17 protein-coding genes and 1 pseudogene are annotated in these 14,627 nt (G+C 66.4%); 7 read left to right on the forward strand and 11 right to left on the reverse strand.

Going from position 1 to position 14,627, the window contains the following annotated elements; genetic code table 11:
- Positions 1–2 precede the first annotated feature (2 nt).
- The gene (locus ABD255_RS18705; RefSeq protein ID WP_344215573.1) at positions 3–689 is read left to right on the forward strand and encodes a cytochrome b/b6 domain-containing protein; all 687 of its coding nucleotides are present in this window, start codon (positions 3–5) and stop codon (positions 687–689) included.
- A gap of 1,258 nt (positions 690–1,947) precedes the next feature.
- On the opposite strand, the gene ABD255_RS18710 is transcribed toward ABD255_RS18705, so the two are convergent.
- Complete coding sequence (locus ABD255_RS18710) at positions 1,948–2,226, reverse strand: hypothetical protein (RefSeq protein ID WP_344215575.1); 279 nt, start codon at positions 2,224–2,226, stop codon at positions 1,948–1,950.
- A 151-nt stretch (positions 2,227–2,377) separates the two neighbouring features.
- Here ABD255_RS18710 and ABD255_RS18715 point away from each other — a divergent pair, with 151 nt between their 5' ends.
- On the forward strand, positions 2,378–2,659 hold the full coding sequence (locus ABD255_RS18715) for a hypothetical protein (RefSeq protein WP_344215577.1): 282 nt from the start codon (positions 2,378–2,380) through the stop codon (positions 2,657–2,659).
- Here the strand turns inward: ABD255_RS18715 and ABD255_RS18720 are convergent.
- From ABD255_RS18720 to ABD255_RS18755, 8 genes are all read right to left on the reverse strand, one after another.
- Positions 2,656–3,624 (reverse strand): hypothetical protein, encoded by a 969-nt coding sequence (locus tag ABD255_RS18720; protein WP_344215578.1) that lies wholly within the window; start codon positions 3,622–3,624, stop codon positions 2,656–2,658. The two genes, ABD255_RS18715 and ABD255_RS18720, sit on opposite strands and share 4 nt — an antisense overlap.
- Before the next feature lie 3 nt (positions 3,625–3,627).
- The gene (locus ABD255_RS18725; protein WP_344215580.1) at positions 3,628–3,837 is read right to left on the reverse strand and encodes a helix-turn-helix transcriptional regulator; all 210 of its coding nucleotides are present in this window, start codon (positions 3,835–3,837) and stop codon (positions 3,628–3,630) included.
- Between the two features lie 338 nt (positions 3,838–4,175).
- The gene (locus ABD255_RS18730; RefSeq protein WP_344215581.1) at positions 4,176–5,120 is read right to left on the reverse strand and encodes a M78 family metallopeptidase domain-containing protein; all 945 of its coding nucleotides are present in this window, start codon (positions 5,118–5,120) and stop codon (positions 4,176–4,178) included.
- Between the two features lie 460 nt (positions 5,121–5,580).
- Positions 5,581–5,811 carry a hypothetical protein gene (locus ABD255_RS18735; RefSeq protein WP_344215583.1) on the reverse strand — a complete coding sequence of 77 codons (231 nt, stop codon included), beginning with the start codon at positions 5,809–5,811 and terminating at the stop codon, positions 5,581–5,583.
- A gap of 1,344 nt (positions 5,812–7,155) precedes the next feature.
- A complete protein-coding gene (locus ABD255_RS18740) occupies positions 7,156–7,407 on the reverse strand; it encodes a hypothetical protein (protein WP_344215585.1) in 252 nt (83 codons plus the stop codon).
- A gap of 1 nt (position 7,408) precedes the next feature.
- Positions 7,409–8,176: a hypothetical protein gene (locus ABD255_RS18745; RefSeq protein ID WP_344215587.1), complete on the reverse strand. Its 768-nt coding sequence runs from the start codon at positions 8,174–8,176 to the stop codon at positions 7,409–7,411.
- Between the two features lie 535 nt (positions 8,177–8,711).
- Entirely contained in the window at positions 8,712–9,323 is a 612-nt protein-coding gene (locus ABD255_RS18750) for a hypothetical protein (RefSeq protein WP_344215588.1), read from the reverse strand.
- A 13-nt stretch (positions 9,324–9,336) separates the two neighbouring features.
- Complete coding sequence (locus tag ABD255_RS18755) at positions 9,337–9,648, reverse strand: DUF6112 family protein (protein WP_344215590.1); 312 nt, start codon at positions 9,646–9,648, stop codon at positions 9,337–9,339.
- 346 nt (positions 9,649–9,994) lie between these two features.
- Between ABD255_RS18755 and ABD255_RS18760 the strand changes: the two genes are divergently transcribed.
- A complete protein-coding gene (locus ABD255_RS18760) occupies positions 9,995–10,429 on the forward strand; it encodes a four-helix bundle copper-binding protein (protein WP_344215592.1) in 435 nt (144 codons plus the stop codon).
- Between the two features lie 281 nt (positions 10,430–10,710).
- The gene (locus ABD255_RS18765; protein WP_344215594.1) at positions 10,711–10,974 is read left to right on the forward strand and encodes a hypothetical protein; all 264 of its coding nucleotides are present in this window, start codon (positions 10,711–10,713) and stop codon (positions 10,972–10,974) included.
- A 46-nt stretch (positions 10,975–11,020) separates the two neighbouring features.
- On the opposite strand, the gene ABD255_RS18770 is transcribed toward ABD255_RS18765, so the two are convergent.
- Positions 11,021–11,626: a DUF305 domain-containing protein gene (locus tag ABD255_RS18770; RefSeq protein WP_344215838.1), complete on the reverse strand. Its 606-nt coding sequence runs from the start codon at positions 11,624–11,626 to the stop codon at positions 11,021–11,023.
- Positions 11,571–12,364 (reverse strand): annotated as a pseudogene (locus ABD255_RS18775) (MDR/zinc-dependent alcohol dehydrogenase-like family protein). The gene ABD255_RS18770 and the pseudogene ABD255_RS18775 overlap by 56 nt, the downstream one beginning before the upstream one ends.
- A 189-nt stretch (positions 12,365–12,553) precedes the next feature.
- Between ABD255_RS18775 and ABD255_RS18785 the strand changes: the two are divergent.
- From ABD255_RS18785 to ABD255_RS18795, 3 genes are read left to right on the forward strand one after another with little or no spacing between them, the layout of a single operon-like run.
- A complete protein-coding gene (locus tag ABD255_RS18785; RefSeq protein ID WP_344215600.1) occupies positions 12,554–13,270 on the forward strand; it encodes a class I SAM-dependent methyltransferase in 717 nt (238 codons plus the stop codon).
- The gene (locus ABD255_RS18790) at positions 13,267–13,677 is read left to right on the forward strand and encodes a BlaI/MecI/CopY family transcriptional regulator (protein WP_344215602.1); all 411 of its coding nucleotides are present in this window, start codon (positions 13,267–13,269) and stop codon (positions 13,675–13,677) included. The genes ABD255_RS18785 and ABD255_RS18790 overlap by 4 nt, the downstream gene beginning before the upstream one ends.
- On the forward strand, positions 13,674–14,579 hold the full coding sequence (locus ABD255_RS18795; RefSeq protein ID WP_344215604.1) for a M56 family metallopeptidase: 906 nt from the start codon (positions 13,674–13,676) through the stop codon (positions 14,577–14,579). Before ABD255_RS18790 ends, ABD255_RS18795 begins: the two co-directional genes overlap by 4 nt.
- Positions 14,580–14,627 lie beyond the last annotated feature (48 nt).

Consider the following 14,627-nt stretch of genomic DNA (forward strand, 5'->3'; position numbering starts at 1 on the left):
CGATGCGACGACAGCCGGCTCACCGCGCCGGAACGACGATCGAGCGCTACAACCGACGGACCCGCTGGTACCACGCGACCGTGTACGTCGTCGTGCTCATCCTGCTCGGAACCGGCTGGTGGTTGCGCACCGGCCAAGAGGGCCGTCCGAGCATCCTGGCGCGCTGGACCGGCGTCGCCGACACGACGCTGCACACGATCGCCGGCTGGGTCCTCACCGGCCTGGTGGCAGTAGCCATCACCTTCGGTCTCCGAGCCGCGCGCACCTTCGCAGTGGAAACCGTGCGCGCTGACCGCGGCGACCTCCGCTGGTTCGTGCGCTGGCCCGCCGCGATCTTCACCGGCAGGTTCGCGCACCACCGCGGCCACTTCGACCCCGGTCAGCGCGTCGCAAACGTCGTACTCATCATCCTGCTCGCGGCGCTGGTCGCAAGCGGTGTCGGTCTGATCCTCGTCGTCGGCGGACCCGGGTTCGTCTGGCTGCAACGGATACACCGCTGGGCGACGTACCTGATCACGCCGATACTGGCAGGCCACATCCTGATCGCGTCGGGCGTGCTGCCCGGTTACCGCGGCGTGGCCCGCTCGATGCACCTCGGCGGCCGCCTCCGCATCGAAACCGCCCGCCGCATCTGGCCCGCCTGGCTCGACCGCCAACACCCCGACCACGACCCGACCCAGCGAGACTAGCCGGCAACGCTCGCCTCTCGGCATCCTCGAACCTGAGCAAGGCTCGGCGAGAAGCGGCGCTCGTCTGTTCACCACGTCCGCGCCGACCGCCTTGGCCGCCACGGCTGAATCGGATCGGACAGCGGGGCGGGGCGAAAGTCCAGGTCGACGGTCATCGCATCCCAGCATCCTGGGCGAACCTGTTCGAGGGCGGCGTCCGAGGCCCGCCCACTCGTCGTGGGCGACATGCACGGATCGGCGAGCAGTTCGCGGGGGCGACAGCGCCGGTCGGTACGTCACCGAGGACGATGAGAGGCACGGCCGGGCCCCGCTGCGACCGGTTGGTCGTGGATGGTGGTGGCTTCCTGCCTTGGCGATAGGTATGGGAATGCAGACGGGTGTACGCCGTCACCATCGTGCTGTGCTGCTACCTGGCCGCCACACAGCGCCGAGATCGCTGTGTCTACCGCGATCAGCTCGTTGACCAGCTTCTTGCCGGCTCAAACGTCTGTCCTTCGGCTTCTTGTAGTCGGTGATCACGGCCGGGTCGGCGGAGTCGCCGGACCGGCCGACGAAACCGAGATCGGGCGATCGCGGCGAGGCCGATCCCAATCCGGTACGCAAACACCAAGATCAACCAACCCGCGAGCCGGCGACAGCGGGGTGAGCATGAAGATCAGCCGGGGCGGTGCGGGCGGAGCCCTAGGTTTCCGCACGGCCACGCCGGTCCAGGAGGATCGATCGCGGGCACAGGGTGAGCTGCGGGGTCCCGAGATGAAGCAGTCCACAGCCGCTTCGAACACGGCCACCCGTTGCGCACCACTGGCCCAGCTGCCGTTCGGCTTCTGGTAGCACTGGTGGCCGATCGAGAGTGTGATGCGTTGCAGCACCCGCGCTTCGGGCCGAGGTCGACGAATCCGGAGGGTCGCATGCTCGTAGTAGGTCGCGAGCTGCAGTCGTCGTTGCCGAGGAACACCTCAACGAGGAGGTCCTCTTCGCTCGTTCCGATATCGATCTGATCGGCCCAGTGAACGGTGCGACAGTCGCGGGCGCGCCACGCAGTCCTCCGGCTCGGCTGCGAATCCGATGACCGTTCAGTCTCTTTGCTGTGCAGGTCGCCAGGTAGCAGGTCATCGATGTGCGGATCGGACCGGTCAGACGGGGAGAGGGTCGCGACGTGCGTCCAGGACTACGGCGAGAGGCCACCGTGATCGACGACGGTCTGTCTCACGACCCAGCCGGGTCGCCGAGGACGTCTTTGGACCAGCCGCGTGTTCACCTACACCAGCGCACCTGCAGCCCCGCGCAGGCACAGCACCGAGAAGTCCTTGCTCATCGCCGCGGGTGGTGGCGAGGTCAACGTCCTTGCCCGCAGGATGTCAGTGTTTGCCGAGATCGCGCTGCTGGCCGACCAGGCAAGGGTGTCGTCGGGTTCTACGAGCGCACGATCGCATTGCAGGCGAAGGGCAAGTGCTTGCAGAGCGTCGTAGAGCTCGCCAACGTGCGTCGCCGGACACAACACCGTCGTACAGAAGCCGGCCGACGCGTTCGTGAGCACATTCGTCTCCTTGCCTGCTGAGACAACAACGCGAAATGTCTGCAACTGTCCATAGACACGGTTCTCCTGTCCGGGCCGGAAGGGCGAGCCTTGATGCACGCCCGACCGAGTCCTCGGGCCGTCACCGGAGTAGAGCGAGGAGACGGAATTGATGCGCCGCGGGGAGCTGTACCGGTGTCGCGATCCATCAGGAGTCAGCGGTACTGGCGTTGTCGCCTTGCTGGTCGAGTTCCCGCCGAACGAGGACGGTCAGCGGTGGGTGGCCGTCAACTGGCTCGGCCACAACCCGTGCATTGCGTTCTGGCCGGGCATCGGCGAACTGCTGGACATCCACGGACACATGGGCGCATCCGAGATCCGGTGGTTGGATACCGATCCGTTCGCTGCGGACGGGGACCCGGCGCCCGCCGGCATCGGCCTGCACCCCCTCTAGACCGGCGAGGCCGGCGTGTGAGCCTCACGTCCGCGTCGGTCGCGCCCCTCCAACCCTCGCCGACCCTGGCGAGGACGCGGCCCTGCCACCGCCTCCCCTGTCGGTGGCAGGGCCCAACATCTCGGAGAACACCAGTGGATTGGACCGACCTGCAGCATGGCGAACCGTTGCACCGGGTGTGCGCCTGGCTCGGTGAACATCTGATCATCGACTACGTCGGTGCGCCTGCATCCGCCGCACGGTTCGAGGAGGTTGTCCGCCGCAGCTTCACGACGTTGCACGTGACCAACGAGCCGGTGAGGAGCGCTGACTACGGCAACGGTTCGTCCAGCCCATCGGCGGGTGGCTGACCGGTGATGTCGTCGTACGCCGCTCGGCTGGTCCCGCGTTGCTCTGTCTTGCTGACGACCAGCTTCTGGTCGCCTTGGGCAACCTTTCCCCCGTTGAGCATAGAGCCGGACGTACTCGCCCTTCCAGGCGATGCCCGGCGTACCTGCAATCAACCCGTCGGCTACATCGTGCCAGTGGCGAAGCCGATCCTCGATGTCGATCCGCCGGATGAGTATGCGGATCGACAACAGGTCCGTGGCCACGGAAGATTCACCGCTGACCTCGATGGTGCGGAAGTGCTCCTCGATTTGGTGATGGACCTTTCTGCGATTCGCCTCCAGACGTGCGATCTGACGCCCGACCCGATTGAGGGAGAACCAGCCTTGAGTACGCGCAGGGTCGATCTCGTCATCGATCTGTACGGAGACCTCGAAGCCTGCCTGTCGAAGCGCCGCGATGGTCCCATCGACCAGAGACGTCTTCACCGCCTGGTAGCGCGATCCGGGGACGTGCCAGGCGTCCAGGTGACGCGACCAGCACCAGTTGGCGGCTTGCAGGACCTTCGCCGGCCCGCCGTCCATCGGCGCTCCCCAGGCCACAGTGCCCTCGTCGGGGGTGTGCGTGATCTCGATCATCGGTCAGTCCCACCTTTCGTCGAGGATCTGGTCGCTGAGTTCGGCGAACCAGGCGATCACGTCGCTCGCGCGGTACCGCAGGTGCCGGCCGACCTTCTTGCCTCGCGGGCCGTAGCCGAGCGTTCGCCATCGATAGACGGTTCGCTTGGGGACGTTCAGGTACGCCGCGACCTGCTCGATGTCCCAGAGTGGATCCGAGTCAACAGTCGCCATCGGAACCTCCTGCCAGAGTTTGATCCGACGTACGCCGTTCTCGCTCGGCCTTCATGACACGTCGGAGCTCACGTACCGACCAGCCGAGGATCTCGGCCGCGGCCTCGGCGGACCGGCAAGTGCGGGCGGGCTCGGCAGTTTCCGCTGCCCAGGTCGTCTCGGCATCGGCTATGCGTTCGTCGTACCGCTCGATCGCAAGCGCCTTCGCATGGACGGCGCGATCCAGAGATGCTTGGGCCTTGATGGTTCGGGTTGTCGCGGCTTCGATCCTCGCCTGTCGTTCTCGCGCGCGCCGCAGGACGGCGACCCGCTCACTGGCTCCCATGGGGCAGGTCACCTCACAGCGCCGGGCCATCGAGATCAGGAGCCAGAAAGGCCGAGTCGAGCGGCCGCGCCGGAACCGGGCCGAGCGGCGTCCGCTGAGCGTCTACGTGCTTGTCCGTCGCGGCGATCAGCTGTCTGGCTGTGTTCACGACACGGGCGCCGGTTGCCTTGAGCACGGCCGCCGGATCGTTCGGGTTGACCAGCTTCGCCCAGCCTGTGATGTGGTCGAACGAATCCGTGTCGACACCCAGCCCGTGGTGCGCCAGTACGACGTACGCGGCCGAGGCGGCCTCAATTCCACGGAGGCCGCGGCACATCAGGCGGCCTGCTTCCTCGGTACCGGCCGGGGAGTGCATCCGGGCATGCCCGACCTCGTGCGCCAGGCGCGCGGCCGCGCGGAAGTCGTCGAGATGGTCCGCGACTACGATCCGCCGCGCCTCGTAGTCTGTGAATCCCTCGGATGCGTCCCCAGTCGCCCGAACGTCGACCGCGAACCCGCCAGCCGCGGCCTCGCGCACCAGCGCCTCCCACAGCACGCCTGCGGTGGTCCTGTCCTGATCCACCGGCGGTCGAGGAAGATAGATCGGCGGCCCAACTGTGGCTGTCACGTCGTACACGGCATTGACCCGGAATCCGATCACCCGGCCTTCGACTCCTTGCGTCCGGCCGGCGGCATCCGACCCCGCGGCCACAGCTGTCCACGAACGAAGCGGTGCCAGGATCCGGATGGCCTGTCCCGCGTTCACCCGCCGCCCGAGCTTCTCCCACACCTGGGCACCTGCGACCCAGCTCGCCTGGGGCATCTGGAGGTTGATCAGCACGACGTTCCCGAAGCCGTACGTCGGGAACAAGGCGGCCGCGTCCAGCCACCTGGCCCAGTCAGAACCCGACTTCAGCTTGCCCACGTCCGCATCCAGCACGCGGTGGAGATCCTCCGCCCGCACCCGTTCTTTGCCCACAGCAACCTCCTGATGGATCGGCTGTGCAGTTCAACGGCCAAGGCCGGCGAACTCCTGTCCTGGATCGCCGTTCCCGGAGACCAACTCGAGGCACGGCGCAGGCATCCGCAGCCGCGGATCCGCCGTACGACGGACAGCGCCGAGGTAGCCGCTATCCGACGGGCCGCGTCGGTCGCACCCTTCAGATCAAAGAACGCCACGCTCCACGGCCGCCCAGCTATGTACCGTCGGACAGGTCAGCACCGGCACCAATGGCCTGGCCAGACGACCCAAGGAGTTCTCCGAGCGCCCTGCTGCCTCGGATGCTTCAGGCGCTGATCTCAGAAGTCCGCGCAACCACCGCAAGTGATTCGTGGTCGCGGCAAGTGCCGCGCCCCGGTCAGCCAGCACCTCGGACCCGTCCGGATAGACCCCGCGCTGGGCGCTCACAGCAATCCGCCTCGCCGTGCGCAGCAGGCCATCATAGGTCGCCCGCATCCCGGACCTTCCGAACGTCAGCCGCGGCCATCCGCAACGCATCGCCGAGCGCCAGCCTCCAACTGAGATCCTCGATCGGTACCTCGATCTGATCAGCCAGCCCCGCAGCCTCATCGAGCAGCGCCACCGGGTCCCCCACAAGACCACCGTGGTGCATGACGTACGGCGGGATCTCGAGCAACTCGCACATCCGGTACCTGCTGAACGCCGTCATCGCCCACCGGCCGTCGACAGCGCTAGCCCTCGAGCGCTTCAACGATCGCCTCAGCCCGAGTGACCAACTCGACCACCCGAGCCCGCACACCGTCGCGCTTCGACACCTTCTCATCCACTTGCAGCCTCCGTTCAGTCCTGGAACCCGCAACCCAGGACATCCGCCCCAGGCCACAGCAACTCAACGGATGCCGCCGACAACTTTTTGACCCTGAGCTCCCTGTCGGCAGCCACACCTGCTCGGACCTCCACGGCGGCACTATGAAGTCCTCGGCGAATACGCGGACCGCGGACTCCTCAGACTCACCCGCCGCAAAGACCGTTCTCAATTGAGGGCCCACCAATCCCGCAACAGCTGAGACAGCCGCGACCATCCCAGTCAGGATCGCGGTCAGGCGCCGAACTGCTGACGGGGTGCCAACACGGCTCCAGCCAGCCGCGTCCGTGACCTCTCGGGGCCATACCCATCGAGGCTCGAGCCTGCCAAGAACCGCCCGAACAGCCTGTCCGACCTCGGTGTGGCAGTGACCTTCGCGCCGGAGGTCGCCTGCTCCTGCAAGCGCCTGAACATCGGGCTGGCCGACTCGATGCTCGCGATCGGATCGATGGCAGGCATCGTTTCGAAGTGTCGTACCAGGGATCCGTGGAGGTACGGCAGCGCGTCGAAGAGGTCGGCGCCCCCGGCCCGAAGACGAGCGGATGCCGACCGGGCACGACCCGCCGAACGACTCCGCTGGGTGGGTGCTCCCCGCTGATGGGAGAGAACCGGGCGTACCCGGTCTACACACCATCCAACCCGGGACGTCACCTTGTGCGCGTTCTCGCACATGCTCGGGCCACCCACTACGACGCGGTCGTGTGGGAACCCAGCGAGGAGTACGAGATCACCATCACACCGATCAGCTCGGGCCAGACCGCGAAACGACCGGCGACGACGGCCTCTACCGGACCTGATCCCCGACTCTGTCGTCAACCGTCTGATCATCGCTCTGTGCGGCCGTGCACCAGCGGGGCCCTGTTGGGTCGTCGCTTTGGATCGTTCCCCACGGAGTCATCAGCCCGTCATCCGACGACTGGGGCAGGTGGATGTGCAGGTGGTCGATCGACTGCGTTGCGGCGCGGCTTGCGCTGGTGATCAGCTCGAAGCTGTCGTGCAGGATGCCGGCTCGGCCGTGCACGCAATCGTGTCACTAGCGACCTGCGGATCTTGACCGGCGTGGACGACGTGCAGCCTCGGGATGATCAGGACGTGTCCGTCGACGACTAGCGTTAAGGGGACGATCGCGATCGCCATGTCCCAGGCCTTCACGGCAATGCCCGGCGCGCGCTCGGCCCGGCCGAGCGGTCAGCCAAGAATGCCGACAGACTTGAGAATCCCAACGGCTGGCGCGATGCAGATGCCGGTACAGATCGTCCATGCCCAGGCCAGGGCGTCTATGAAGCCCGTGTCCCAGAACGCGTCCACACCCCAAGCCACCAGCACGGCCGGTACCGCGGCCAGCAGCGCCGCGAGCGCACCAACCAAGCCGAAGAGGCAGGCAATGAGGATCACCACGATCGTGCCGAGGATCTCGAGAATGACGCCAACAGTGTGCATGTCAGCTCGCCGCCTCGTCTGTGTCGACAGGAAGCACGATCCCGAGTACGCCCGCAACGAACAATGCCAGCGCTCCCCACCCGCCCAGCGCACTTGCGACGAGTGAGACGGTCACTGGCTCGACGCCAGGCATCGGGACCTGCAGAGGACCATGCGAGTCGATAAACGCGACAGTGGCGACAAGGCCGAGCGCGAACAGCACGGTCCGGACGCCACCTGCGCGGGGATGGATGATGCCGGCGAAGAAGCCCCACCCGATCGAGGCTGCGAGAAACAGCACCGACACCAGCATCAACGGCCCATAGCCGCCGAGGAAGATGACGGCGCCGAACCCGCCGTCCTGAACCACTGCGTTCGACAGGTAGAACAGCAGACCCATTGCCACCCCGCTGAGCACCAGGCTCCCAATAACAGGCAGACTGCGGAACAGCTTGCCGCTCGCGCCCGGAAGCATCATGGCCACAAGAATGGTCAGCGCCGTGGATGCCGCAGCCGCGGGCCAAAGCGCCAGCGCCTGCATTGCTGTGTCTACGAAGCTCCGGTTGATGATTGAGGCGTCCAACGGGGTCCGGAAGACCGCGATGATGACGAGCACCCAGCCAACGATCTTCAGCGCGGACCTCAACAGCGTGGCGGCGGCCGACCACCCAGAATCGACCTCATAATCAGGAAACAAGTGGTCGCCGTAGACGCTGAAAACGAACCACACAAGTCCGCCGACGGACGCGACGACCACCCAGCACACGATCAACAGCAGCCACCCGAGCACGACTCCTGACGAACTGGAGTCGACGACGATCGATGCGCGGATTCCGATCACTCCCTCCGGTGGTCTGGCGAATCAGGTCATGAAAATTGTTGCACTGCGCCGCCTCCGCTGCGTCCGCTCGCGATTCACAATTTGCAAGCCCTTCACAATGTTCGGGCGTTTAACGGCGCTCACGACATTGGGAACTCGTCGCGGGGTATGAAGAGCGCGACATCCAGCCGAAGCAGGTTCAGCATTGACAGCCGGCGGCAACGAACGATTTGCCACGTGCTGCCGCAGGTTGGCAGGATCGCCCTCGCCGCGCCGGCGTCGCCCACGTGACCGGCAGCCCGTACTTGTTCGCGACCCGCAGGCAGCGCGGCACGTACGGCCATCGGGCGGCCTTGGCGAGCGGCATCCACTCGCCCGGCGATTGGTCCCCTTTGCCGGCGTTCGTCGGCCGGTCGACCGCGACCAAGTTCAACGCTCGGTCGTTCGTGAGTTCGACCCGCCGCGCAGCGGTCCACTGCGCGGCGGGTCATGTCCCGGGCCGCCTTCAGCGCGTAGACATGGTCGATCTCGACGGCTTCCGGAACTCGATCGTCCGGCCGGTGTCCGGATCTTCCAGCGTCCCGGACATGATCGTGCACGCGCCGCGCCACCGGATCTTGGTGAGCTGGATCGCCGTGATCATCAACCCGCCCTGCGGGTTCATCGTCGCCAGCACCTTGGTGATGTCGATGATCCGACGGAACCCAGCGGTCGCCGACGCACTGTTACCGAGGATCGTCATCGAGAGCTGATCCACCATCCGACCGCAGGCGCTGATCACCGCGACCGCGAACGGTACGCCGGCCGTACCGAGAAGCCCACCGAAGAGCGCCTGTCCGAGGCGAGCGGGCTCGCGCCGGATCGCCGCTGCCGCGCACTGCAGCACGAAGGCGACGACCAGCAGCGGCAGCGAGATCGTGACGATCAGGTCGAAGTTCTCCCGCCACCACCGCTGGTTGAAGTCCGGCGTCGTACTCGCGCTGACCTTCTCGAACACCTTGAGCGACATGTCCGTGAGCCCCTTGGCCAACCAGTTCGCAATCGAGTCCCAGGCCGTACGGGCGATCACATCCTTGCCGCACTCTTCGGGATCGAGCAGGCAGTCCTTCCACGCCATGCGATGCCCCCGCTCAGCCGATGATGATGCCGCTGAAGAAGCGGATCAGGCTGTTGGCCGAGCCGATCAGGATCGCAGCACCCAGCGACGCGAGGACGCCGATCCGGCCCTTGCTCGCGTAGTGCGCGTTGCCGTTGATGTTGCCCAAGGCCCATGCCGCCGCGGAGATGATCAGGGCAACGACGCAGGTCACCAGCGCGAAGGTGATCGTCGCGCCGGCCAGGGTTCTTACTTCGGGCAACCCTGGCAGCCCGTTGGTGTTGGGGCTGACGCCCGGATCTTGCAGGATCACCAGGTGGCGAGTCCACGCGCTGCTTCTGAACACGTCGTTGTCCTTCAGGTAGTTGAGTAGATGGGCGATGCCCAACCGAGATAGGTGGAGCCCCACTTGGATTCGATGAGGCCGAAGTCGACGAGGTACACACCGCCCTCGCCGGGGACTTCGTCGCCGATGTCGTTCGAGACGATCCGGCCATCGCCGACGTATACGCCCGCGAGCTGGTGTTCAGGCCGTGCGGGGGGCAGGTTGGAGCGGGCCCCAGGCGCTCGCACTCGCCGAAATGAGCGGCCCAGGTGAGTGAGTACGCAGCTTCCCCGGGTACCGACCGAGTGCACGTACGGCGGCCGGCATCAGCGCACGGCCGCGTTGCTGACACCCGAGGAGGTTTCCCATGACCGTCGTCGAGCAAATGCTAGAGACCTACCCGAAGGACCTTGGGCAGGTGGACCAAGGGAAGCTCAGTGCATGCATCCAGGCATGCATCGACTGCGCCCAAGCCTGCACCGCGTGCGCCGACGCCTGCCTGAGTGAAGACAAAGTCGCGGAACTCACCAAGTGCATCCGTGACAATCTGGACTGCGCGGACCTCTGCGACACGACCGGCCGCGTCCTGTCGCGTCACACCGGGTACGACGCCAACCTGACAAGGACCGTTCTCGAAGCATGCGCCGCTGCCTGCAGGACCTGCGGCGACGAATGCGAACGACACGCCGACATGCACGAACACTGCAGAATCTGCGCGGCGACATGTCACCGCTGCGAGCAGGCGTGCCAAGCCCTGCTCGACTCACTGGGGCCGATTGAACAGCCCCGGGAACCCGCCTAGAAGGCACCATCCCCCTGGCCGCCGGCTACACGCATCTCGACAGTTGCGGTCGGCAACTCCGGCGGCCAAGCGGCGCCGAAGTACCGATGACGCCCAGGAGACCTCCCGGCGGCGAAACTGCGTCCGCCTAGGGTGGTACCGAAGCTCGGAGCCGACGAACTCCCCGGTACGGCGTGGACCTGCTTTCACCGACGAACCGCCGCCCGCGCCGCCTCCTCGAGCCAGCTTGACGACCGCCCGCGTGGAGCAGCGCCGGCCCGGGCACCAGAGGCCGGTGATGAATGACGTACCCGCCATGCCTTGCGGGTGCCCGCCGGTTGATTTCTCAACCGTTCGTCGAGGACATGGACTCACCCGCTGGTCCTGTTTCGGCGATCGACATCCAGGCCGGAGAGACCCTGAGGGGCCTCGGGCATCAGTTCCAGGCCCATCATGGCGAGCACGATTCCGCCGGCCAGGTGCAGCGCCACGTTCAGCGCGGATCGGAGACCTTCAGCGCCTCCCAGCAGTCCGCCAGCGAAGTTCCCGACGGCGCGCAGCGCTGAAGAACGAGGCGGCCTGCTGTTCTTCGCGTGAAGGGGACCGATGATTTCATCCGGCGGTGCACTGACGGTCGGCAGCCTCCTCGAAGCTGGGAACAGGCCGGGCCTGTGCGTCCTGGGCCGTGGCGGCCACGCCGTTGCGCTCGATGTCCTCGATGAGCCACATCATCTCCAGGATTTCCTTCCGTTGGGCCTTGCTGATCTGCTTCGCGAGCTCGCAGACCCGGACGTCGGAGATCTCGGCGCGCTCGGACCGGGTGATGGCCATCGAGTGGTGCGGGATCATCGAGTTCATCCATCCGCTGTCCTGGACGGTCGTCTGGCTGCGGTCGAGGAAGACGCCACCACCGAGCAGGAGCAGACTTGCGACGACGACGCCCAGGTTGGCCTTGGTGTTGCGGAACATGTCGAGCATGTAGCCGAGCATGATCAAGCCCATCGTGCCGCCCATGGTGAGCGCCATGTACACACGGCTTTCGCTGAACCGGATATGGCTCCATTGCCAGCTGCTGACGAACATCACGCCGTACATGACGACCATGGCAGTCAAGATCATCGCCCCGAACCGCAGGTACATCCTCATGCCATGCGACTGTCCATCACCATGACCATGACCATGACCATGACCAGTCTTGCCCGCGTTCTCGTTGTCCATCACCGCAGTGCTCCGTTCCTTCTTCGTGACTCCTTACGGCCAGGCCACCGGCTCCCAGGCTGCCTTCACGATCCTCCGCGATAGCGCCGACCACCGCTCGGTCCTCGGTTGCGGTGCCCACGACCACGCGCCTCATGCAAAGCGGGCGCCCACTCAGGGTCAGCACGGCTTTGACGTCTTCTGGATGCGCGTCGAAGGCGTCTGCGAACCGTTCGAGCCGAATGCGGCGAGTGATGAGTCTCGGGAGCCAACCAGCGTCAGCCAGGGCCAGCGGCCGGCCCTTGGGCGAAACGCCCGTCAGGCACACAACGCCGCACGTCGCCGTCCCGGCAATGCAGTCGAACACCACCTGCCCCACACCGGTCGCCTCGATCACCACATCGAGCCGAATCCGCTTCGCCACCTCCGCCACGTCGCCTGTGTGGTAAACAGCGCCAAGGTCGGCCACAAAGCTCGGCTTCGGACCAAACCTCACCCGGTCGAGATCGTGAACCTCGAGCCGGCGCTGAACGCCCAGCAGCGCGGCAAGCAACCCGATCGACCGGCACCAGTCACCAGCACCGTCCGCGGCTCGAACCACGACCGGTTCCCAACCTTCTCGATCTGGTCCCACGCCTTCGCAACGACGCTCGCGGGCTCCAGAAACACACCGGTCTCGTTGAGCCGGGGATCGAGCTTCACGGCGTACTCCGGCTCCACCGTCCACGACTGACTCGCATATCCGTCAAGTTCCTTCATCCCCCGCGGCGATCTCACGGTCTGTGCCGCACACCCCCGTGGCAGCTCCTTTCCTCCCACTACGTTTCTTAGTACTATTCCGAATCGTAGGACTGTGCCCGTTAACTGGTGGGGAATCGGGCGGGGTGCGGCTGCTGGCCGCTGGTCTGAGGGGGCCTCATGTCGGTGCTCGCGAGGGCGCGATCAGCGGTGAATCGGGCTCTGCGGCCCGCGGGGCTGCAGCTTGTTCGCGGCCACAGTGCGGATCCCGCCATCAGCCCGTTTCTGCCTGCCCGTAAGACGATCGCGGCGGCGGAGAAAGCCGGCCAGTCACTCGAGGACTACCTGGACGCGTTCAGTGCCGAACCCGGCGCCACAGCCGGAACGGTCGACGCGATGCTGCGGCTCGGCGACCTCAGCGACCCCCTCGACCGGGTGTGCGAGATCGGCCCCGGCTCAGGCCGCTACCTGAGCAGAGTGATCGACACGCTGCACCCGAAGCAGTACGAGGTGTACGAGACGGCGCCCGACTGGGTGAAATATCTGCGCGAGATCCGGCCCGAACTCATCGCGCGGCCCGCCGACGGCCACTCGCTCGCTTCGACGGCGGACGCATCGGTCGATCTGGTGCACTCGCACAAGCTTTTCTGCTACATCCCGTTCGTCGTCGCGTTCGGCTACCTGGCGGAGATGGCGCGGGTCGTCCGGCCGGGAGGCGTGGTCGCGTTCGACGTGATCACCGATCACTGCCTGGACGACGCGGTGACGACGACCTGGCTCAGCGAGCCCTCCCGTGCGACCATCTACCAACTGACACCGCGCGACTGGGTCGTGGACTTCCTCGCTCACCGCGGTCTGGAACTGCGGGGCGGCCACTTCGTGCCGTTGAGCGGCGGACGAACCGAATTGCTCGTCTTCCGTCGGTGAGTGGGCAACAAGCGCGGCAGCGGGAGGCAGCGGTGCAGGGATTCGGCGATCTCGAATCAGTCGTCATGGACCGGTTGTGGAGCTGGGACCACACGGCCACGGTCAGGCAGGTGCTCGAGGACCTCACCACCGAGCGACGGCTCGCCTACACCACCGTGATGACTGTCCTGGACAACCTGTACCGGAAGGGCTGGCTGACCAGAGAACTCGACGGAAAGGCGTACCAGTACCGGCCGGCGTCGTCAAGGCAGGACTACAGCGCCGAACTGATGCGGCAGGTTCTCGCCGGCAGCGGTGACGAAGTCGCCACCTTGCTCCGCTTCGTGGACCACATGACCGACGAAGAGGCGGCAGCGGTGCGGGACGCGCTGCGGGGCCGGCGCCGTACCGGCCGGCCTGAGTCATGAACGCCGCAACGCACGTCCTCCTGCTGACGGGCTACGCGACGACCGTCGCCACCTGTGCGCCGCGACTGCTGTCCTGGTCGAACCTGCCGCGCCGGTCGCCGGCCCTCGCCCTCGCGCTGTGGCACATGTCGATCGGATCCGCGGGATTCGCGATCGGCCTGGCCGCGCTCAAGCTCGTGTCGGCCGCGCGCTATCTGCCGATCGGCCGCGACGAGCCGCACGATCACGGCAACTCCCCCACCGAGACGCTCGTGGGAGTACTGATCGGTCTGCTGATCCTCGCCTTCGCGTCTACCCGCCTCGTGCTGGCGGCCCGCCGACTCACCAGAGCCCGGAGAAGCACGCGCGAGCGCCATCTGGAGCTGCTCTCGGTGCTCGGACGTCACGATCCAGACCTCGATGCGACCGTCGTCCCGTCGGTGACTGCGGCGGCGTACTGCGTGGCCGGGACCCGACAGGTGGTGATCACCGATCGAGCGGTACGCCTGCTGGAACCACGCCAGATCAGTGCCGTCCTTGCTCACGAACGTGCCCACCTGGCCGGTCGTCATCACCTGATCGTCGGCTGGGCAGGCCTCCTCGTAGCGGCCTTTCCAGGCATCGCCGTGCTTCAACGGTTGCGCGAGGCAACCTCGCACCTGGTCGAACTGCTGGCCGACGACACCGCCCGGCGACTCGTGGACGGCAGCAGCCTGGCCACCGCAATCGTCGTGCTCGGCCGCGACACCCCGAACGGCAGCCTCGCCGCGACCGGCGGCCAGACACTCGACCGTGTAGAACGTCTGCTCGATCCGCCTCCCGAGCGATGGTCCCCGGCGGTTGCTGCGGTCTCGGCATTGCCGCCCTTCCTGGTCGGCACCCCACTGCTGCTGGCAACTCTCCCGACCAACGCGTTCTTCTGAAGTACGACGACGCTCAGCGCGATGTCCTGCGAACGGCTGCGACCTCTG

It is taken from the genome of Kribbella sancticallisti (assembly GCF_039530625.1).
GTDB classification, from domain to species: Bacteria; Actinomycetota; Actinomycetes; order Propionibacteriales; family Kribbellaceae; genus Kribbella; species Kribbella sancticallisti.